18 protein-coding genes are annotated in these 22,219 nt (G+C 37.8%); 5 read left to right on the forward strand and 13 right to left on the reverse strand.

Annotated elements, in window-relative coordinates; genetic code table 11:
* Window positions 1-4 precede the first annotated feature (4 nt).
* Both GM418_RS26425 and GM418_RS26430 read right to left on the reverse strand, forming a co-directional pair.
* Window positions 5-775, reverse strand: coding sequence for an SDR family NAD(P)-dependent oxidoreductase (locus GM418_RS26425; RefSeq protein ID WP_158870561.1), 771 nt, complete (start codon window positions 773-775; stop codon window positions 5-7).
* A gap of 5 nt (window positions 776-780) precedes the next feature.
* The gene (locus GM418_RS26430) at window positions 781-1,311 is read right to left on the reverse strand and encodes a YkgJ family cysteine cluster protein (RefSeq protein WP_158870563.1); all 531 of its coding nucleotides are present in this window, start codon (window positions 1,309-1,311) and stop codon (window positions 781-783) included.
* A gap of 107 nt (window positions 1,312-1,418) precedes the next feature.
* Between GM418_RS26430 and GM418_RS26435 the strand changes: the two genes are divergently transcribed.
* Window positions 1,419-4,025 carry a glycoside hydrolase family 3 protein gene (locus GM418_RS26435; RefSeq protein ID WP_158870565.1) on the forward strand — a complete coding sequence of 869 codons (2,607 nt, stop codon included), beginning with the start codon at window positions 1,419-1,421 and terminating at the stop codon, window positions 4,023-4,025.
* A 234-nt stretch (window positions 4,026-4,259) separates the two neighbouring features.
* On the forward strand, window positions 4,260-5,438 hold the full coding sequence (locus GM418_RS26440; RefSeq protein WP_158870567.1) for a S8 family peptidase: 1,179 nt from the start codon (window positions 4,260-4,262) through the stop codon (window positions 5,436-5,438).
* Between the two features lie 45 nt (window positions 5,439-5,483).
* Here the strand turns inward: GM418_RS26440 and GM418_RS26445 are convergent, their stop codons facing one another.
* The 4 genes from GM418_RS26445 to GM418_RS26460 form a co-directional block, all read right to left on the reverse strand.
* On the reverse strand, window positions 5,484-6,167 hold the full coding sequence (locus GM418_RS26445; protein WP_158870569.1) for a hypothetical protein: 684 nt from the start codon (window positions 6,165-6,167) through the stop codon (window positions 5,484-5,486).
* 122 nt (window positions 6,168-6,289) lie between these two features.
* Window positions 6,290-8,914 (reverse strand): DUF5916 domain-containing protein, encoded by a 2,625-nt coding sequence (locus GM418_RS26450; RefSeq protein WP_158870571.1) that lies wholly within the window; start codon window positions 8,912-8,914, stop codon window positions 6,290-6,292.
* A gap of 179 nt (window positions 8,915-9,093) precedes the next feature.
* Window positions 9,094-9,630 carry a GNAT family N-acetyltransferase gene (locus tag GM418_RS26455; protein ID WP_158870573.1) on the reverse strand — a complete coding sequence of 179 codons (537 nt, stop codon included), beginning with the start codon at window positions 9,628-9,630 and terminating at the stop codon, window positions 9,094-9,096.
* 14 nt (window positions 9,631-9,644) lie between these two features.
* Window positions 9,645-10,322: a DUF6962 family protein gene (locus GM418_RS26460; protein ID WP_158870575.1), complete on the reverse strand. Its 678-nt coding sequence runs from the start codon at window positions 10,320-10,322 to the stop codon at window positions 9,645-9,647.
* A gap of 208 nt (window positions 10,323-10,530) precedes the next feature.
* On the opposite strand from GM418_RS26460, the gene GM418_RS26465 reads away from it, so the two are divergent.
* Window positions 10,531-13,194, forward strand: coding sequence for a WD40/YVTN/BNR-like repeat-containing protein (locus GM418_RS26465; RefSeq protein ID WP_158870577.1), 2,664 nt, complete (start codon window positions 10,531-10,533; stop codon window positions 13,192-13,194).
* Window positions 13,195-13,341: 147 nt separating this feature from the next.
* Window positions 13,342-14,214, forward strand: a complete 873-nt coding sequence (locus GM418_RS26470; RefSeq protein ID WP_158870579.1) for a tetratricopeptide repeat protein — start codon at window positions 13,342-13,344, stop codon at window positions 14,212-14,214.
* Between the two features lie 6 nt (window positions 14,215-14,220).
* Here the strand turns inward: GM418_RS26470 and GM418_RS26475 are convergent, their stop codons facing one another.
* The 7 genes from GM418_RS26475 to GM418_RS26505 all read right to left on the reverse strand — a co-directional run bounded on the left by GM418_RS26475 (window position 14,221) and on the right by GM418_RS26505 (window position 20,896).
* Complete coding sequence (locus tag GM418_RS26475; RefSeq protein WP_158870581.1) at window positions 14,221-15,867, reverse strand: ArnT family glycosyltransferase; 1,647 nt, start codon at window positions 15,865-15,867, stop codon at window positions 14,221-14,223.
* Between the two features lies 1 nt (window position 15,868).
* Window positions 15,869-16,522: a phosphatase PAP2 family protein gene (locus tag GM418_RS26480; RefSeq protein ID WP_158870583.1), complete on the reverse strand. Its 654-nt coding sequence runs from the start codon at window positions 16,520-16,522 to the stop codon at window positions 15,869-15,871.
* Between the two features lie 289 nt (window positions 16,523-16,811).
* Window positions 16,812-17,828 (reverse strand): pirin family protein, encoded by a 1,017-nt coding sequence (locus tag GM418_RS26485; RefSeq protein ID WP_158870585.1) that lies wholly within the window; start codon window positions 17,826-17,828, stop codon window positions 16,812-16,814.
* Between the two features lies 1 nt (window position 17,829).
* Window positions 17,830-18,750, reverse strand: coding sequence for an aldo/keto reductase (locus GM418_RS26490; protein ID WP_158870587.1), 921 nt, complete (start codon window positions 18,748-18,750; stop codon window positions 17,830-17,832).
* Window positions 18,751-18,808: 58 nt separating this feature from the next.
* Window positions 18,809-19,618, reverse strand: coding sequence for an FRG domain-containing protein (locus tag GM418_RS26495; RefSeq protein ID WP_158870589.1), 810 nt, complete (start codon window positions 19,616-19,618; stop codon window positions 18,809-18,811).
* A 133-nt stretch (window positions 19,619-19,751) separates the two neighbouring features.
* Window positions 19,752-19,988, reverse strand: a complete 237-nt coding sequence (locus GM418_RS26500; RefSeq protein WP_158870591.1) for a hypothetical protein — start codon at window positions 19,986-19,988, stop codon at window positions 19,752-19,754.
* Between the two features lie 203 nt (window positions 19,989-20,191).
* The gene (locus GM418_RS26505; RefSeq protein ID WP_158870593.1) at window positions 20,192-20,896 is read right to left on the reverse strand and encodes a class I SAM-dependent methyltransferase; all 705 of its coding nucleotides are present in this window, start codon (window positions 20,894-20,896) and stop codon (window positions 20,192-20,194) included.
* A gap of 75 nt (window positions 20,897-20,971) precedes the next feature.
* Here GM418_RS26505 and GM418_RS26510 point away from each other — a divergent pair, with 75 nt between their 5' ends.
* Window positions 20,972-22,219, forward strand: coding sequence for an outer membrane protein assembly factor BamB family protein (locus tag GM418_RS26510; protein WP_158870595.1), 1,248 nt, complete (start codon window positions 20,972-20,974; stop codon window positions 22,217-22,219).

Genomic DNA, 22,219 nt, shown 5'->3' on the forward strand with positions numbered 1-22,219 from the left:
ATTTTTAAACGCTGGCAAGCAAACCTCCGTCAACATACAAAATATGCCCGTTTACATAATTACTGGCATCAGAAGCCAAAAAAACGGCTGCTCCAATTAACTCTTTAACATCGCCCCAACGGTTCGACGGAGTTCGGTTTTTTAGCCAGCTGTCAAATTCAGAATCTTCTTTAAGCGGTCGGGTAAGTTCAGTTTCAAAATAGCCGGGGCCAATCCCGTTAACCTGTATGTTGTATTTAGCCCATTCGGCACACAACCCTTTGGTTAACATTTTTATCCCACCTTTTGAAACTGCATACGGAACAATCGAATGACGCCCCAGTTCACTTTGCATGGAACAGATATTAATTATTTTACCTGCCTTTCGTTTTATCATAAAAGGTGCCACGGCCTGGGAAGCAATCATTGCCCCGTTGATATTAATATCCAGCACTTTTTTCCAGTCTCTTTCGTCGAACTTTTCAAACGGGCCACGAATATTGATACCTGCATTATTAATCAAAATGTCAATAGGGCCTTCGCGGTTTTCATAACTTTCAATAGCATTTTTAGTTTCTGTTAAATTTGAAACGTCAAAAGCAAGAGGAAAAGCCGTTGTCCCTTCTTCTTTTAGTTTGAATTTTGCTTCTTCGAGTTTTGTTTTATTTCTGCCATTCAAGATTATTTTTGCACCGGCTCCGGCCAGTCCTTTGGCCAAAGCAAATCCAATCCCGCTGCCTGAGCCGGTTATTAAGGCAGTTTTTCTTTTTAAGTTAAATAATGAAAGTGTATCCATATTATTTACAATTGTTTTATTAAGTCTTTAATTGGAATAAGGTCAAATTCTGAAAAACTATTATTGTTCAGTTGAGTGATAAACTCCTTGTTTAAAAGGTATAATTTGCTGTTAAATTTGTCCTGAGGAAATGTGTTGTCAACAGTAAACTCTTCAAAATTAAACTTTGTAAAATTGAGTTCGCAAGCTGAAAGTTCCCATTCTCCTTCATTGTTAGCATATAGCAGAGGTAGTCCGTGTGTTCGGCATATTATCGGACGAAAAGGGTATATCGAACAACGATGATCTTTAAGAAAGATACATTCGTTTTTGCTCTTGTTTTTCTCTAAAGTATCAGGTTGAAAATTCTCCTTTTTTAATTCTCCTAGAATCGAGAAAAATTCTATCGGGAAGATGCTGTAATCCATGCAACACAAGTCACAGCCACTTTTACAACTTAAGTGTTTTTTATGCTCATTTTCAAGTTTCGCTGAAATCGAGTCAATTTCTTCGCGGAGTTTGTTGTAGTTGTCTTTTTGTTTTGAATTTATTTTCATGGCCGAAAATTAGGCAATCGAATTAAAATACACCAAATTTATTTGTAGGGAATAAAATCAAATCATTATTTTTACCATACCAGAACAGAACAGTAAATAACCAAATTATGAAAAAAAGTTTTATAGGCCTGATTATTTCAATTTTTACTTTTTCGGCAACAGCTCAGGATGTAAATTTTGAGTTTTTAAATACAAATCTACCTGTTGAAGATCGTGTTGATATTTTGGTCTCTCAGATGACACTGGAAGAGAAAATCGACCAAATGGTTTATACCGCACCGGCCATCGAACGCTTGCAGGTTCCGGAGTACAACTGGTGGAATGAAAGTTTGCACGGTGTTGCGCGTGCAGGTTATGCAACTGTTTTTCCGCAATCAATAACCATTGCAGGTTCGTGGGATAAAGAATTAATGTTTCGGGTGGCAACTGCAATTTCCGATGAAGCCAGGGCAAAACATCACGAATTTGTGCGCCGGGGAAAAAGGGGCATTTACCAGGGGCTTACATTTTGGTCTCCAAATATTAATATTTTTCGTGATCCGAGGTGGGGAAGAGGCCACGAAACCTATGGTGAAGATCCCTTCTTAACAGGCCAGATGGGATTGCAGTTTGTAAAAGGATTACAAGGCGACGATCCAAATTATCTGAAAGTTGTAGCCACAGCTAAACACTATGCTGTACATTCAGGACCTGAAACCTTACGTCACGAATTTAATGCATTGGTTAGCGAGCGCGATTTACATGAAACCTATTTGCCGGCATTCAGAACCTTGGTAAAAGATGGAGGTGTTTATTCGGTGATGGGAGCGTACAATCAGTTTCGGGGGTATCCTTGTTGTGCAAATCCAATTCTGGAAAATATTTTGCGAAACGAATGGGGTTTTGATGGTTATGTGGTATCAGATTGCTGGGCAATTTCCGATTTTTATCAGTTTCAGGATTATTCTGCAGATGCTGCCGAAGCATCTGCGATGGCCGTAAAAAACGGAACAGATTTAAACTGTGGTGTTTCATATGCTCATCTTGGGGAGGCTGTGGAACGCGGTATAATTAAAGAAAGTGAAATAGATGTGTCGGTAAAACGGTTGTTTACGGCGCGTTTTAAACTTGGAATGTTTGACTCGGATGTACCCTTTGCCCAAATTCCTTTTTCTGTAAATACTTCAAAAGAAAATGACAGGCTGGCTTTAGAGGCTGCGCAAAAAAGTATCATTCTGTTAAAAAATAAAGAAGCGCTTTTGCCGCTTTCAAAAAACACAAAAAAGATTGCGGTAATTGGCCCTAATGCTGACAACTGGGAAGCATTACTTGGAAATTACAATGGAATCCCGAAACATCCGGTAACGGTTTTACAGGGATTAAAAAATAAATTGAAAAATACAGAAATTCTTTTTGCTGAAGGGTGTCATTTAGCAGAAGGGGTTCACAATCTTCATCCCATTCCAGGGCAATATTTGGTGAACAAAGACGGAGAACCTGGCGTGACGGCAGAATATTTCGCGAATGCAAAACTGGAAGGTGAGCCGGCTTTTACAAGGACAGATGCAAATATTGATTTTTACTGGGAATCGGGCTCTCCTTCACCAAAATTACCAGACGACGATTTTAGTATTCGCTGGACGGGTTACATCGTGCCACCTGTAACAGGAACATACGAAATTGGTTGCTGGGGGATGCCAACATTAGAGGTTTGGTTCGATGGCGAAAAAATATTGAGTCATAATACCGAACATCATGCTTTCCACCATGAAAAGGAAATAAAACTGGAGGCGGGAAAAAAATATAAATTTGTTTACGAATACAAAAACTGGTTTGGCGATGGGGATGCAAAATTAATGTGGACAATGCCAAATCCGGATATGCAGGATCAAGCTATTGAAGTTGCAAAAGAGGCAGACGCAGTAATTTTGGTTATGGGTCTGTCGCAACGGCTTGAAGGCGAAGAAATGCCTATCCAGGTGGACGGTTTTGCCGGTGGCGATCGTACACATCTGAAATTGCCAAAAACACAACGTGAATTGATGACAGCTATTAAAAATGTTGGGAAACCAACCATTTTGGTATTGTTAAACGGAAGTGCGCTTGCAGTTAACTGGGCCGATCAGAATCTGGATGCCATAATTTCAGCCGGATACCCTGGTCAGCAGGGAGGAAATGCAGTTGCTGATGTTTTGTTTGGTGATTACAATCCCGCAGGACGATTACCTGTCACCTACTACAAGTCAATCGATCAGCTTCCTTCTTTTGATGAATATGACATGCAGGGGCGAACATACAAATATTTTACTGGTGAGGCTCTGTATCCTTTTGGTTACGGATTAAGTTACACGACTTTTGAATATTCGGATTTGAATATCCCCTCAAAAACAAAAATTGAAAAGAATGTGCCGGTAAAAGTCAAAGTAACCAACACAGGTAAAATGGCGGGTGATGAAGTTGTGCAATTGTATATCAAGGATGAAGAGGCTTCAACTCCCCGGCCAATTGTTCAACTGGAAGGATTTCAACGTATTTATCTTGAACCTGGGGAATCACAGATTGTTGAATTTATTTTGGAACCCCGGCAGTTTTCTTTAATAGGAGCGGAAAACAAAAGAGTGATTGAAAACGGAAAATTTATTATTTCGGTAGGAGGAGGCCAGCCTGGTAAGAGCGTTTCTGACTCTGTTTCAAAAGAAATAAACTTAACAGGTAAAAATAAGTTTGTTGAATAATTATAATTCGCTGTAGATTATGAAAAGAGGCTCTTTATTTTAGAGGGCTTTTTTTGTTGAAATATTTGGAAGTGAATGGTTTGAATTAACTGTAAAATACTTTTATGTAGCGTTTTATGTCTTTGTATTTAATCAAATGTTTATAAAAACTGAGTGAAATATAGTGTCATTTTGTAAAATAATCGATATATTGTTTAAGCAAAACCATCTGTTTAACTATTAAATCTTTACAAAATGAGAAAAATTTTATTCGCAGTTGTTGCAGCAGTTGCTGTTGTTTTTTCGTCGTGTGAGAAGACTGAAGATCTTCAAATTATGGATCCAAACACAGACCCTGTAGGATTTACAGAAGAAATTATTCCGGGGCAGTATATTGTTTATTTTGAAAATCAAGGATTAAAATCTGCTTATAAAACTAAGGTTTTGGCTGACAGAGCTGTTTTAAGCAGAGCGGAATCGATTTTTGAAAACGCACAAGTTGAACTGCCGGCACCTCAATTGGTTTTTAGTGCGGCAGTTGAAGGCGTAGTTGTAAATGTCAGCGAAAATGAAATTAGTAAAATTGTAAATGCCCCCGGAATTGAAGGCGTTTGGCCCGATAAAATGGTTACTTTAAAAAAACCGGGAACATTGCCTTCCGACCCGCCTGCTGAGTCAATTCCCTATGGAATAGAAAGAGTGGGAGGTGGTGTATCATACACCGGCGGTCATAAAGCGTGGATAATTGATACAGGAATAGATTTGGATCATGATGATCTTAACGTTGACGCAGCCTCAGGAATAACTTACGTACCAAGAACTTCTTCTCCTGATGATGATAACGGACACGGTACACATTGTGCCGGAATTGTTGGTGCAATTGATAACGAAGTTGGCGTTATCGGCGTTGCAGCAGGGGCTACAGTTGTACCGGTTAAAGTTTTGGACAGAAGAGGTTCTGGTGCTTATTCAACAATTATTGCCGGTGTTGATTATGTTAAAGCAAATGCTTCAGCAGGAGATGCAGCAAATATGAGTCTGGGGGGTGGAGTATACGAACCAGTTGATATCGCGGTGGCTTCGCTTGGAGCTTCAGGCGTTTTTGTTTCACTGGCAGCCGGAAATGAAAGCGATGATGCTGATAATCATTCGCCGGCGAGAGCAGAAGGAACTAACCTGTATACAATATCTGCAATGGACGATAATGATTATTGGGCATATTTTTCTAATTTCGGGGAGCATGTTGACTATTGTGCGCCAGGTGTTTCAATTCTTTCAACATATAAAGGGGGCGCTTATGCAACGATGAGTGGAACTTCAATGGCTGCACCGCATGTTTGCGGATTATTACTTGCCACAAATGGAAATATATATACAGACGGTTATGTAAATGGAGACCCGGACGGAGACGCAGATCCTATTGCTCACAAATAAAGAGCTAAAAGATACAAAAAAGTTGCTGCAAGAAGGCAACTTTTTTTATGCCTTTTTTCTATAAAGGAAAAGAAAAATAATCAGTGTAAAAAAGCATAAGAAAATTGAATTGGTAAAGTTGCTGAGCATTTCAGGGCTTTGTTCCGGAGCTGCAATAAGATAGAGTAAGGGAAACAGAAAAATAACCCCTATTATTTTAAAAAGCCATCTCAGGTTGTATACCAGTGCGTAAAAGAAAGTGAATAAAACCGACAGCGAAATCCATTTTGTCCATGTGAAGATTTTGAGATAGTCCAAATTTGACATTATTTCACTATTCAGTGATTGATTTATATGATTGCTTGTCAGCCTAAGTAAAAAAATATTTTCAGCAACATCACTAATTAAAACAACTATTGCGATAAAAATTCCGGTTTTCAATATCTTTTTATCAAGGAGTTGTGCACACTTCTCAAAAGCTTTGATTAGTAATGCTGTGTAGACGATCATAAAACCAAAATCTAAATAATTTCCAACGTCAACTTGCCTGATTTCTTTTGCCGAAAGCGGACTAAGTAAAAGATTTATATCATCCGGAGATTGGGCAAATTCAAATGCGATAATAAAGCTGCTAAAATGCTCAGGCGCTGATTCAGGAAAGAAAATTCCCATGACTATGGTGAAAACAACGAGAGGTATTACAAAGAAACCTGTTTTTGCAAGAGGATAATTCTTGAAATAGTTTTTCATTGGCTTTAGATGAGATAACGAAATAAATTTACGGATTTGTTTTTTGAAAAGTATCTTTTTAAAGATAAAAAGCACAGAATTTGAATATCTGTGCTTTTACGTTTAGCTTCCCTTCATGAGTCTTACCGACCGAGTCGGTAGGAAAATTTTATTAAAAATATATTGTTTGCTTTTACATCAAAAAGTCCGTTTATGTCGTGTGAAAAGTTAAAAGTTCCGTTGTTAACATAATCATTTCTATTTTGAGACCATACTAAAAATACAGTAGAACCAGGGCGGTACTCCCAACGTACAACCAAATTTGAAAGAAATTCTTTCACATTAAAATCTGGTTTATCAAAACTGTAGTCTGTGCTGCCATTTTTATTGTCATCAATAAAATAGGTGTCACTATTAAGATCTATTTCGTTTGACGCATAAAGGTGATAGCGGTCTGTTACTTTATCTGCTTTACTGTTGGTAATATATTTAAACTCACTGTATTTCCCTGTTGCAATAAAAGGTTGTCCCCAGTACTGAATGGTTAAGTCGGGAGTAATGTTGTAATTCATTCGAAGAGACATACTTAATGTTTTTCGGTCGATATGGGCAAAAATATATCGTTTGTCGTTATTGTAATCTATTTGTGTTACATATTGCATGTCAACTTTGTAATTGTTTAGTCCGGGCGACAAGCTAATTAAAAGTGTTTGTGTTGGTCTGTATCCGATTGAAATGTTGTAATCGCTGATATTCCGATATCCTTTTACATTGCTGGCATTAAAACCTGTATTAAGTTCAAAGCTGAGTCTTTTCTGCTGGTTGGTAAAAATACCTGAATAGAAATTTTTATAACCAGGTTTTTTCAAAGCCGGGCCTCCGCGAAGTGCCGAATTGGAGAGTTGGTTTCCACTTATATTTGTGCTAAAAAATGTTCCCCAATAATTTTTGAACTGCAGGTATCCGTTAATATTACCCCCTGGTGCAAGCAGATTTCCGCCAAAATCATAAACGGTGTGTTGGTTAATGTTCAGACTCACCTGACGAAAAATTAAGAACGGTTCATAAATACGATATCCCATCCAGAATGCCTGCAAAATTTGATCAACCTGCTGTGCGTAGCCTATATCATTTAATTCCAGCCCCGGGGATTTCCACGAGAACAGTGCTGCAAATTTTACGTTGCCGCCTAATTTGCCGACTGTAAATTTACCTCCGTAGCCACTTAGTGATGTTCGTGTTGTATCCAATTTTATATAATCCGCATCCGGTCGCTGGAAGTTGCGAATATATGACTTTTGAGTTGCAGTGATTGCTGCTTCCGTGCCGTTTACCTTGCTAAAGAAAAAGCCAGCGTCAATCATCCAGCTTTTGTTATTCCATTTATGAACAAAATCCATACCTCCCGTATAAGCACTTTTATGCAAAAACTCGAGATGTGGATCGTTTATTGTTCGGTTAACGGCAGTAACCATTCCACCGATATAAGTATTTCCTTCATTAAAATCTTTTTGAATACGACTTACAAAAAAATTGCTCAGTGGTTCAACCGCTTGTTTTTTTCCGTCGCCAATTCCTTTTATTTTAGCATCTTCTTCGGCAGTTACACTCTCCAAAATGCCAACCGACCATCCGTCTTTTGTTTTTCCTGTAATTTTTGCCGCTCCGATAATTCGGGTAAAATCAGGAACTTCAGCATATTCTTCGTCTTCCAATTCGGGGTAGTATTGTGGTTTTCTACCAATTCTCCGGGAATAAAACAAACCTTCAGCCGACTGGTCGCCATCTCCCCAGTTTAAACGGTATGATAAAATGTTTTTGCCTTCAATAAAAAACGGACGTTTTTCTTCAAAAAATGTCTCGAATGTCGAAAGGTTAACCTCTGACGGGTCAGCTTCAACCTGTCCAAAATCGGGGTTAATGGTAAGATCGAGAGTAAGATAGTTTGTCAATCCCAGTTTTGCATCCAATCCGATATCCAGCCCGTTTTTTTTTCCACTTTCTCTGAATGGATTTTCCGGTTCTTTTTCAAAACGTTCGGCACGGGCTACAACATAAGGCATTACATCCAGTGTATTTTTGGGTTTAATGCCTGATATTCCCCTCATTGTTCCAAATTGAGATACAAAGCCAGACATGTCTCGTTTCATTGGTTGCCATGCTGATAACTCCTCTTTCCTGAAAATAAACCTCAATACCTGTAAGCCCCAGATTTGTTCCTCGCCTTCTTCAAATCGCAATTGTGTCAGAGGAATACGCATTTCAGCTTTCCAGCCTTCATCGTTTTTTGATGTTTTTACCCACCAGATCGGATCCCAGGTGTTGTCTTCGTTGTCCCCGTCGTTGCTTTGAATAAAATCTGATTTTACTCCGGCTGCAGAAACAATAAAAGCAAATCCCGTTCTTTTATCATGGTATGTGTCAAATATTACGCCGGCCAAGTCACCGTCAGTTTCATCCCGGCGGGTTAACCGCATCGAAATACTGTCCGGACTTTTGTCGAGTGCCTTTATTCCTACGTAAACGTTGTTTTCGTCATATAAAATTGCAAACTCGGTTTGCTGGTGAGGAGGTTTTCCTTCAGAAGGTTCGTACTGTGTAAACTGATTTTCCCAATTGGCTGTTTGCCATTCTGTTTCATCCAAATAGCCATCAACGGTGAGATTTAAATCGCTAATTCGTTTTGAGAAGTAGTTCTTTTTTTTAATTTCCTGTGCTGAAGCAAAAATGACAGATAAAAAAAATACAATAACAACAGCAATTTTCATAAGTTAAGGCTTTTCACGTAAGACTAAAAAATTGTTTTCTTGTTACAATTTTTTGTGAAATTTACGTATGTATTTATGGTAGGATAATCATTGGTGGCTGATTTACAGGATTATGCCGGTTTTGTGATTTTGTCATTTTTTCTGTTTGTAAGGGGGGAATTTTGTTGACTATGGCTACATTATTTCATCTCTTCCTCAAGGATGGAATAATGGAAATTGTCTATCCATTCACCTCTGATGGGTAATATTTTTCTTCGAATGCCTTCCCGCGTCATACCAGCTTTTTCCAAAACTCTTATCGAAGCTAAATTTTTTGTAGCGACACCGGCTTCTATCCGGTGCAATTTATATTCCGAGAACCCAAAACATATTAATTCTCTGGTGATTTCTGTTGCATATCCATAACCCCAAAATTTTGGAAAAAGTTTGTAATAAAACTCACCCATTTTAAAACGGTCATTTGAGAGTGTCATTCCAGCCAATCCGGCAAAGGCAGAATTCTCCTTAATAACAACTTTCCAGCAAAATCGGGAACGGATTTCTTTTAATTGATTTTCAATATCTGCCGAAATAATTTTTCGGGTTACTTCAATATTTTCCGGAATACCAAGGGTGTTAAACTCGTCTACTTCAGGAATTGAATGTAATTCATGAATTTTTTCTAAATCATCCCATGAAATTTCAAGAAGCTGCAGGCGGTTAGTTTCAAGTTTCATTTTTTATACCAAATTTAGCTATTTTTTGCTGACGACATGTCAATTCGTTTGGCTCCCTGATAAAAAAAAGTTGCGGCAACAGCCATTAAAACATGGCTAACCGACAGGTAATTAAACCATTGGTGGGGTGATATTTTGTTCATAAAGAAAATTGCAGCCAAAGCCGCAAATGCTACACCAGCCAGTAGATATTTAGTTGCGATATTTTTGGTTTTCAGAAAAAGGAACCCTTCCAATGAAAGGACAACAAACATTAACCCGTAACCTGAATGAAATTCAACATAAAAGAAATTTAGAGTGACAACAGTAAGTGTTAAAAATGTCAGGAATTCTATAATATTAATAATTCCAAAAATCTTTACGAGAGAATCTTTCAACCATATCCGGGTATGCTCAATGGCTGCACGTTCAACAAACATAATTGAAATCATACTGGTAATCCATCCCGGTAATTTCCAATAAAAATTAAAAGCATATAAAAATGCGTGACCAATTAATCCTCCCAGCATGGTAGCAATTCCCATTACAAAGAAGTATATCTTGAAATACAGAAAAGTTTTTTCCTTCTTTCCGCTTTTGTGAATTTTATAGGCGTATATAAAACACAGCACAGAAACCAGCAAATCGGTAATGGTAACTATTGGTTCATCTATTCTTATTCCTCTTAAAACGATCGAATTTATTTCATCCATATAAGTGTATAAATTTTTCAGAATTTGGTGGTTCTGATGTTTTTAAGTCTTTTAAAGTTATTGAACATATATATTTAACCAAAAAAAGATTTATAATGTTTTAACAAAATATTTTCATTGTTTTTATTTTGAAATCGAGTGACTGGTGGCAGCATATTTAATTTTTTATAATTAGATTGCAGTAGTATTTACTTCAATAATTACAATCATGACAAATAAGAGAACAGCAAGATTAAATTTGTTTTTATTATTTTTTGTAAGTGTTGTTTTTTGTAACTATTCAGCCTTTTCTCAAAAGGTGGTTGAAAAAACATCAGCTAAACAGCGAGTGGAGTCGTATGAGAAATACAAAGAATTAGCAGAAAATTCGGTTTTTAAAAATTTACCCTGGCAGTATATCGGGCCCACAAATGTAAGTGGGAGAATGACTGATGTTGAAGTAGTAACTCCCAAGGGAGAAAATTATACGATATATGTGGCTGGTGCCTCGGGAGGAATTTGGAAAACTGAAAATGAGGGGATTACCTGGACACCGGTTTTTGAACACGGAATGTCGACAGCTTTTGGTGATTTGGCACTCGATCCGCAAAATCAAAATGTAATCTGGGCAGGAACAGGCGAAGCAAATATTTTTCGCAGCTCAAATGCAGGGGCCGGAATCTATCGATCAAAAGATGCAGGAAAAAGCTGGAAACACCTCGGACTGACAAATACAAATACAATAGCACGAATTTTGATTCATCCTGAAAATTCGGACGTAGTTTACGTAGCCGCCGGTGGAAATGAATGGACAAACGACAAAGAAAGAGGTATTTATAAGACAGAAGATGGAGGTAAAAGTTGGAATAAGATTCTTTATGTTGATGAAAAAACCGGTGCGTATGATTTGATAGTACATCCGGAAAATCCGGAAATAATGTATGCCACAACATGGCAAAGAATTCGAAAAAAATGGAATGATCCAAGAAATGAAGACGACTACACCGGAAGTAACATTTTTAAAACTTCTGATGGCGGAAAGAACTGGGAAAAAATAAACAGTGGACTTCCTGAAGCAAAATTTCGCGGTCGAATTGGAATTGATTTGTGTAAAAGTTCTCCCAATACTTTGTACGCATTCATTGACAATTATGAAAGATTACCAAAGAATGAAACAGAAGAAGATCAGTCTGATGCTTACGGACGCCCGAGTAGCGGAAGAATAAAAGGAGCTACAGTTTACCGTTCGGATAACGGAGGTGAAGACTGGCATCAGGTAAGTGAGCAAAACGCATATATGGAAGGGCTTTCCGGAACTTATGGATGGGTTTTTGGACAAATGCGTGTTGACCCGGTAAATCCGGATAAGATTTTTGTTTTGGGCTTGTATCTGAATGTTTCGGAAGACGGAGGAAAAACTTTTCGAACCCTTGATGGAATGCATATGGACCACCACGGTTTGTGGATTGACCCGGAAAATACAGATTATATAGTGAATGTAAACGACGGAGGAGTTGCAATTTCATATGACGGAGAAAATTTCAGGACATTTTACGACAACCTTCCACTAGTGCAATTTTTTAATATTAATGTTGATATGGATGAACCGTTTCATGTGTACGGCTCCGTGCAGGATCATGGAAGTTATCGGGGAGTGGTTGATTTAAGCCGCGGAAGAAACAATATTCAACCCGTTGAGTTTGAAAGCGCACCCGGAGGAGAAGGTAGTAACCATTTTATCGATCCGAATAACCCGGATAAAGTATACTCGGCAGGATTTTACGGGACCATTTCAAAAACCAATATGAAAACCGGCGAAAGCAAAAATATAATGCCGCCAACACCCGACGGAGTCGACAAATTACGAGGTCAGTGGCTGGCTCCGTTTATTTTATCGCCACACAATCCGGGAATCATTTATCACGGGACTCAATTTGTCCACCGTTCGATGAACGAGGGAGAAACATGGGAGAGAATCAGTCCGGATTTAACTTATAACGACGCTGATAAAAAAGGAGATATTCCATATCAGACTATTTTTACCATTTCAGAATCGCCTTTAAAATTTGGATTAATTTATGCCGGAACAGACGACGGGCGTGTATGGGTAACCCAAAACAGCGGAACCGAGTGGCAGGAAATAAATAAAAAATTGCCTTTCAGAAAATGGGTTTCGCAAATGGAAGCATCTCGTTTTGCTGAAGGCCGTGTTTACATGAGCCAGAATGGAAAACGTGATGATGATTTTGCGGCATACATTTGGAAATCGGAAGATTACGGCCAGAGTTGGGAAGATATTACGGGCAATATTCCTTGTGGGCCGGTGAATGTGATTCGTGAAGACCCTGTGAATGAGAATATTCTTTATGTGGGAACTGATTATGGTGTGTATATATCGTTAAACCATGGTGAAAGCTGGAGTAGTTTGCCGGGAAATTTACCAACCACTTATGTTCATGATTTGGTCATTCATCCACGTGAAGATTATGCAGTAATTGGAACACACGGGCGCGGTGCCTGGGCGATGGACATTCGTTTTATTCGTGAAGTTGCCGAAATCGATCCGCAAACAGCCGGGAAAATATTAACGATTGAAGATTGTCGTTTGCCGGTTCGGCCGGGTAGGTGGTTTCGCAGAACAGCTAGGGATTTGTATGCCTCGTTTTATTTGAGAAATGGAGGAAAATATTCAGTTGAGATTGTTCGTGAAAATGGTTCAGTTGAAAAAAGTTTTGACTTTAATGCCGACAAAGGATTAAATTTCTTTAGCTGGGATTTGATGTTGAATAAAGACGAAATGATAGAGCAGGGAAAGTATAAATTAAAAATTACCGGATCAGATTTTTCCGGTGAAAAAGAATTTAGTATTACTCAAGCTCAGTGGAGAAGATAGTTTGAATTGAAAATAACGACTTAAAGCCTTGCCTTTCTTGGCAGGGCTTTTTGTTGAAACAGAAAATTGAAAATCGATTTTAAGTTGGCACAAAATATGGTAGAAAAATAAAATATATTAGTTTTGTCGGCTTTTAATGAATTGATTATGAGAATAGAAAAATATATAGCAATCATTGGCATCCTTGCATTGGCATCCTGTAGCGGGCCCAAATCGTTAACTTCTTTTAAAGATAATGCTGAAAATGCAGCTTTACAGGGAAATCATAATCTTGCAGTAGAAAGCTGGCAACAGTATTTTAACCAACAACCTGCTGAAGAAATAAATGGTGCATCTTATGCAAAAGCAGCACAATCAGCTTTTCAGGTTGGCAATAATGAACTTGCTGTAAACTGGTTTGACCAGGCACGGTATAAGAATTTTTCAAGTGCAGAAATGTATGCATCACTTGCTAAAATATTTCGTACAGAAGATAATCTTTCAAAAGAATTAAGTGCTCTGGAGTTTTATACTGAAAATTTTAATGAAAACCTGAGTGAAATCAATGCCCGCCTTTTTGAGATTTACTATGAAATAGAAATGTTTGATAGGGCGCTTACAGTCTGGGATAAATTGGAGCAAACTTCAAAGAATGAACTGGCAAATCAGGAGAAATTTTTTCAAATAAACCTGGAAAAAAAGAACACGGAAGTGTGCGATTCTCTTTCATTGGTTATTCTTGAAAAAGATTCACAGAATATTGAAGCTTTAGAGTGGAATGCCAAAAAGTTTTACGTGAAAGCTGAAAATCGTTACAAAGAGGAAATGGAAAAATACAATAAAAATAAAACCACCAAACAATATCGAATTTTATTAGAAGAACTGGAAAAGGTTACCGCCGATTTTAAAAAAGCGTTGCCTTTTTTTGAAAAACTCTGGGAAATAAATCCTGAAGAAAAGTATGCAGGTTATATGGCCAATATTTATGCCCGTTTTGGGAATGAGGAAAAATCGAACTATTACAAAAAATATCTAAATTAATATTGTTTACTTTGCCTCCCGCTTAAAAAATACAAATCCGTTTTTTTCTCCGATCTTTTTTATATCCTGATATTCTTCCAGCCTTTGGGCACGGTGAATTTTGGTTACAAAATAAACGTCCTTATCAATATCGCCGGTTAAAAGCCAGTTTTCATTGTAGAAATTTTTATTTTGCGGCGGTGTTGTTTCACCATAAAAATAGGTAGCATACGATCGGAAATAAATATTTTTTAAATAAACATCTTCTTCTGCATGGGATTTGAAAAATTCGATCAAGGCATTTTGTGAATATTTTTCCACTTTGGGCACGACCAGTGTAATAACAAAAAATGTAAAAATGAGTGTTGTTCCCCACAAATAGATGGCGCGTTTTAGCACATCGGTTTTAGGAATCCGAATTAAAATAAGGATGACCGAAGCAACCAGAAAAATTCCGGGGATAAATTCAAAACCATTCCAGTGTGCTGTTGCCTGAAGGTTTCCAACAGTAAACTGATCGTGAATCCAGTTTTTTGCTATAATTTCGTTTTTGACTTTATCGACAAAAGGGAGCATGATGACCGGGAGGGCAAATAGCACAGCAACAAAAATTAATAATCCGGAAATCCATTTCTTCCAGATTTGTTTATTTTCTGAAGCACGGTAAACAAAGTTGGCTGCCAAAAATGTCAACGGGAAATAGGCGAGGGAAGAGTAATGAACAATTTTTGTTTTTACAATGGAAAAAAGAATAAGGACGACCCAAAACAGAATGAGCATCCATTTTTTCATTAAACGGTGAAAATCATCGTTGATGTTTTCTCTTTTGAATGATTTTAATGCCAAAATTGATGTGGGAAAGACAGTGAAAAAAAGCACTACGAAGTGATAAGCAAAAAAACCACCATGTCCGGCATCTTTGGTCTGAAACAGTCTGATTTGATATACAATAAATTCAACCACCGTATCGTAATGACCTGTTAAAATCTGAACAATAAACCATGAGCCTCCGACCAGCGCTAAAGCCAAAAAGTAAAGCAAAACTTCAGTGATTTTTACCTTCACTTTAAATCTGACAAGAATCAAAAAAACTCCTGCTGTGATCGCAATCAGTAAAAATCCAACGGGCCCTTTTGTTAAAATCGCAAATCCGGCGAAAGTGGCGGCAAAAAAAATGTTTTGTTTTCTTTTTGTATTCTCCGGAGAAGAATATAAGATGAGAAAATAAACTCCGAGAAAAATAAACAAGTTAAACCAGGGATCAATAATTCCCGATTTAAAATAGAAAAAAGGAAGGACAGAGCCAGCAAATGCGAGTACCCACAAAAGTCCAAACAGATTATTGTGAATTTTTCGGCCTATCTTAAAAATGACCAGCAAAGTAAGCACGCCGCAAACTGCATTTGGAAATCGTGATGCAAATTCGTTTATTCCAAACATTTTCATTGAAAGAACCTGAATCCAGATAAAAAGCGGGGGTTTTTCCCAAAAAGGAAGAAAATTGATTTGAACTGTCAGGTAATTTTTGGTAACAATCATTTCACGGGCAGCTTCGGCAAAGTTAATTTCATCCCAATCGAAAAGATGAACGCCCCCCAGAAAAGGAATGAATAGTAATGATGCTACGGCAACAATAAACAATTCTATTTTTAGTGGATGGATTTTATTTATCATATTAGTCTCCTGAGCGTCGGATAAAAGAGCGGTTTAACCATTGTTTGTCAAATTTTTCAAACCACAACCAGGTTAGTACAATTAACATGACTCCAATTATTGAACCAGCAGTGATATCGACAAGAAAATGTTGTGAAATATACACGCGTGAATAAGCTACTAGTGCCGCTAATATAAAGAATATAAACTTTAGAAAATTGTTTTTGACCATTAATGCTATCATTAAGAACAGGTTAAAAGCAGTGGCTGTGTGGCCGGAAGGGAAGCTTTGCAACGAGTGTAACTTCACTCCTTCAACCAAATGAAGTTTGTAGCTTTCATACAATTCAAAATATTTTGAAGGACGATACATTTCGTGAAAAACAACCTTTTTAAATAGATTTACAATTAAAGCAGTTGCCAGGCTGCCTGTTAGGAATATCAGGGCATATCTGAATTTGACGAACAGTAAAATAAGAGAAAGGAGTGCAATCACTGCCCCGTCGCCAAAATAAGTTGCGTATTTAAAGAAAATATCGAAAAAGGGAGAATTTGCTTCATTGGATAAAATATGAAGGTCTGTTTTTGTAAATAAAATCAATAATATGGTACACAGAATTACAAAAAGCAAGTAAGGAATAAAAAAGTAACGGTTATCATAAAATAGTCTCTTCATGCTGTGTTATATTTTCCGGGTGGCTAAAATTCATTAAAAAAAACGGAATCTACAACAATCTTTTATTTTATCGAATCTTTAATTCATTATAAAAAACAAAAAAAAAGACTCCTTTATTTTAAACATTGGATAACTTGGTGAGTCTAAAAGGAGAATCATCAACTTTACGTTGTGTTTCTTTACATAGGTTTAATCCCGGTCAGAGGACCGGGATTTTTTTTATAATATTTTATAAAAGCATCATTTTTAGTTACTTATATGTGTTCGATAACTGCTATTCTTAGCGTAATTAGTCTTTTTGAATTTCTTCACCATTTTCCATTTTGGCAAAACGTCCGCGTTCTCTGCCGTGTACCATTCCCGTTTCAGGCCACGGCCAGCCTCCAAACTGTGTTTTTTTGTAATCGGAAAAAGCCTGCTTAATCTCTTGTTCTGAATTCATTACAAACGGCCCGTATTGTACCACAGGTTCATTAATTGGCTTACCTTGCAGTAACAATAACCTGCCGGAGATATTTCCATTGTGAATTGTTATTTCCTGCGTTGAGTCCAACTCCAACAAATGATTTGATTCAACTTTTTTATTGTTTAAATGAATCACATCTCCTTCAAAAAAATACAGTGTACGGTTTATTTTTTCTTTTGAAACAGGAATCTTCCAGGAAGCATTTTCATCCATTGTAATTTGCCAGATGGCGACCTCATTTTCGTCATTGCAGGCCCAGGAATCGGGCGTTGGTTCCGGCGCGGAAATATTTCCGATTTTGCCGGCAATAATATCAACCGATGTTTTTTTGTGGTTTTCATCAGCTAATTCAATTATTGGAATTTCTTCTCCCCATAACATTTTATATGCAGGCTTTACAAATTTCTTTTCTCCCGGCAGATTTAGCCATATCTGAAAAAGTTCAAGGGTGTTTGTTTCATTCTTTTTTAATAAAGGAAACATCTCGGAATGCTGCAATCCGCTCCCGGCAGTCATCCATTGTACATCGCGCTCGCCGTATCTGCCCGCTGCTCCGTTTGAGTCGGAGTGGTCTACCATACCTTTCGTAACAAAAGTAATGGTTTCAAAACCTCGGTGCGGGTGAACCGGAAAACCTGGAATTTCTGTTCCGTGATACATTCGCCAGCCATCTTTTATGACAAAGTCATTTCCTAAATTTCTTCCATGAAGGGAAGCATCAGGACCAAGTTTATCATTTCCTTTGGGGTAATAATCGAGGTGATGGACACAAAAAAGAAATGGATCCTGTGTCACCCAGGGAAAACCTAATTTTTGAATTCGTAAAATTGGTTCTTCCATGTTAACTTCTCGTTTCTTTTAGTGCTTTTTCAACTCTTTCCAGATAATTGTCAATTTGCTCTTTTTCTTCAAATCCTACAATCATCATATCAACACTTCCCAGTCCCAGAACAAAACGAAGCGAATTGTCAATTTTTTTACTATCGTTCCTTAATTGTCCGTTACCAACCAGTTTCATGCCGATAATTCCTTTGCCGGCCTTGTGTAATTTGTGGATTACCTCCACTACTTCCTCCGGATCCGGTTTATCCATAGCTATTCCGTAAGGATTGATCCGAACATGAATAACGTCAACCCAGGGACTTTCCAATGCATCTTTCATTGCATCGAGCGAGTGAACGGAAACGCCGTGAGCGCGGATTATTCCTTTAGACTTTAAATTCTCCAGAATATCCATTTGTTTTTTCTGTGTTTCGGTCCAGTTTTCATCAACCATACAATGAATTTGAACCAAATCAATATAATCGGTATTTAATTCTTTTCGAAACCGTTCAACAACCACATCAGCATCAGGTCTTTCTGTTTCCGGAATTCCACCTCCACGAACCCAGATTTTAGAAGTAATTGTTATTTCCTCCCTGTTCATTTCAGGAAGAACTTTTGCCATCATTCCGTGTGTCCCGTAAGTGTCGGCACAATCAAAATTTCTAAATCCTTTTTCGTACGCATGTCTCAGCAATGCAAGGCTTTTTTCGTCTTCCTGCCGGGTTAAATACGAGGTTCTGTTTGATGCGTGAACTCCTGTTCCAACGCCGAGTAAAGTAGTTTCCAGTCCCGAGTTTCCAAGTTTTACTTTTTGCAGTGGATCCATCGAGGAAAGTTGCGAAACTCCGGCGTATATTGGGTTTGAGAATAAAAGATGTGCTGTTCCAAGTGATAAAGCACCAACAAATTTTCGGCGATTCATTTTTATCTTTTCCATAATTTCTGAGTTGGTTATTATTTTCAAAAAAATCGATAGTAATAACTATATCAACAAATTAAATACTTTTTGGTTGATAATGTCTTTTCAGCCAACTTGCCAAACCGTCGAGTCCCGGAAATAATACACGTTCTGTAATGTTTGCCTGGTCTAGTTTGTCACGAACTTCCCATTTTAATCTTGCCGGAATGATAATTCTGCGGTATACATCAGGGTGGTTTGTTAACCAATCATCGAGAATGGAGATTGGGTTTGACATAATGGAAAAAAGGGCAAACTGGTTTACGATTCTGTCGTCAATGGACGGAGGTTCAAAAAAGAGCACATTTCCGTGGCCGATTTCCTCGTCGAATTTTTGGACATTGGAAAATTCCGATTCCAACATTTCAACAGTAAAAGCATTACATTTTTCCTGCTCCAGAAGGATTTTTAACGGCTCTGGAATTAACCGGTTCACTTTAACAAAATCTACTTTCCAAATCACTCCGTCAATGTCGTAATGTTCAGTATTCGATGTTGCAAAATGCATGGCAATAAAAGGGGAGTAGGTCCAATCGAGCAGGCGGGTGGGCAATCCGTGATGTTGTGCCAATACAAGTGAGCGAAGTTGTGTGTTTGTTAAGCTTGGTTCGCTTGTTCGCGCATATTTGCGAAAATTTCTCAGGATATGATATTCGAGTTCAGGATGTTCTCCGCAGCTTCTTAAAAAACTGCTTTTTAACTGGTAACTGCAATCCGACAGGCCCCGAAATGCATAATCGCTTCTGAATCTTCCCATCTGAGGTTTCCATGCATCGTGGTATACTTCGTCAACCAGTTGTGTCCAGCTTTTAATTACCGTGTCGTTTGATGTTATTGTACAGGTCATTTCGCGAATAAATGAGATGTTGACTAAATTGATTTTTTATCTACCAATTTACTAAAACAAAAACAGGAAACCATAAAATATGGTCTCCTGTTAACGAAAATTTGCTTTTGTTTTCGGAAAGCGTTATTCAATATTATTTGCTATTCAGAACCGGGTCTTCCTGTTGAGTTGTGCCACCTTTTAATGAATCAGCCTGCGCCTTTTCGATATCTTTTTGTTCAAACTGGATTGACTTTGCCGGCTTTGACGGAGTAATACAATTTGTGATAATTTTTTCAACCGGATTTGCTTTTTTTACGATGTCTATTTTATTCCCGATTTTTAAACCAAGAATATAAAAAATGGAGGAGATTAAAATAATTGCTTTCATTTGTTTTTCATTTTTGTGGAAGTAAATCCTTTACTAGTTTTCAGGCTTTGTTTTGAATTTCAAATTCTTTACCAAATTAGGGAAACAAGGGTAAATGGGGAAATATTATCTGTGAATAAGCCAAATTTTTCTGCCAATGACCCAAAATGGTCTATGAAAAGAGATTGGTTTTTTATGGGGATTTCAGCGGGTTTTAAAAAAAACTATTTTAATGAAATTCTGGCCAGGTAGTCGAAATGGTTGCCCGATGCAGCCAGTTCGCATTTTAATCCGGTATCGAGCGCCGTTTTATTTAATAAATCATAATCGATAAAAAGCCAGTTAAATTCATCTGTTTCGTTTTTATATTTGACTTTGTATTTCATTTCGCCGTAATACTTGTCACTGGCCAGATCAATCCAAAGCGAACCGTCATCTTCTTCAAAAAGGTATTTTATATCCGATGAGTCGATTAGAATTTGCCCGTTTTCGGACAACAATGTTTTTAAATGCCGGAAAAGTTTCTTTAATCCTTCAAGTGTTCCGCCAATTCCGGTTCCGTTCATTAACAATAAAACAGTATCAAAAGTATTTCCGGAGTATTCAAAAATATCAGAGCAAATAAACTTTTGAATTCCTCTTTTTTTCATTACCTCAACTGACAACTCCGATTTGTCAAGTGCAGTAATGTTAAACCCTTTTTTTTGAAGCGCTAAGGAGTGACATCCGGCGGCAGCTCCAACGTCAAGGACTTTTCCTTTACATTTTTTTAAAGCAGCTTTTTCTATTTCCGGCATTTCATTTTCATCCCTGAAAAAATGGGAGACAGAAATGCGTTCATCCTTTGTATAGTTGCTGTCAACTTTTATATCGGGAGCTTTTCCTTTCCGGTAAAAATCATTTATGGCTAGTCCAAAAGGGTCATTCATAACATGTAATGTTTTCAACGAAAGTAATACTTATATTTACCAACAGTATAAATTTAATAAATAAACCAAAACAATATGACCAGAGTTTTTTTCTTTATCATTGGATTTGTTTTTGTATTTAGCGCGTGTTCTGAGAAGAAGACGCAATTTTCACAATGGCGGGGACCTAACCGTGACGGAATATATCAGGAAACAGGCTTGTTAAAAAAATGGCCCGAAAATGGCCCGGAATTACTTTGGTCGGTTGAAGGACTCGGTTATGGACATTCCAGTGTGGCAATTGCCGGCGACAATATTTTTGTAAGCGGAATGAAAGATACAATTGATTCGAACGGTACATTATATTCTTTTGATAAAAATGGTAATTTGCTATGGAAAAAAGAGTACGGCCCGGATTATAACGCAATGTTCCATGGCCCACGTTCTACACCAACAATTGTTAATGATTTAATGTACTTTGAAAGTGGAATGGGGAAGGTGTACTGTTTCAATACAGAAAATGGGGATGAAGTATGGTCGGTTGATTTTATCGATGATTTGGGGGTTGATTCAATTATTCAGTTTGGTTACTCCGAGTCGGTTTTGATTGATGGAGACCGTTTAATTTGTGTCCCGGGCGGAAAAGAAAACAATGTGGTGGCGTTAAACCGCTTCACTGGGGAAGAAATATGGAGTTCGACCGGAAACGGCGAGCAGGCAACTTATAATTCTCCGATTTTAATTAATTATAATAATCAGCGTTTGGTGATTGGTATGACATCTGAATCGGTAATGGGAATTGACGCTGACACAGGTGAAATGTATTGGCGGATAGAACATACACAAGGAAATAAGATACATGCAAACACCCCGGTTTATTCTGATGGCAGGATATTGGTAGCTACTCCCGACCGAGGCGATACTTCAGGGATGATTCTGATCCAACTTTCAGAAGATGGAAAAGATGCAGCGATTTTGTGGAGAAATGAACGTTTGAGAAGTTTTATGGGAGGTTTAATAAAGCTTGATACCTGTATTTATGCTTCGGGCTACTTGCGAAACGACTGGCAGGTATTGAGCTGGAATACAGGTGAAATGATTGTTCAAAATAAAGATTTGGGAGGTGGAGCGATTATTTATGCTGATGAAATGTTTTACGGTTACGCAGAGAGAGATGGTGAAATGGCATTAATGAAAGCAAATCCTGAAAAAATTGAGATTGTGAATCGTTTTGAAATTCCGATGGGAACCATGGAACACTGGGCTCATCCGGTTATCAATGATGGCCGTTTGTATGTTCGGCACGGCGATGCTTTGATGGTTTACAACATAAAGGAAGCCTGA

This window comes from Maribellus comscasis, assembly GCF_009762775.1.
Lineage (GTDB): Bacteria > Bacteroidota > Bacteroidia > Bacteroidales > Prolixibacteraceae > Draconibacterium > Draconibacterium comscasis.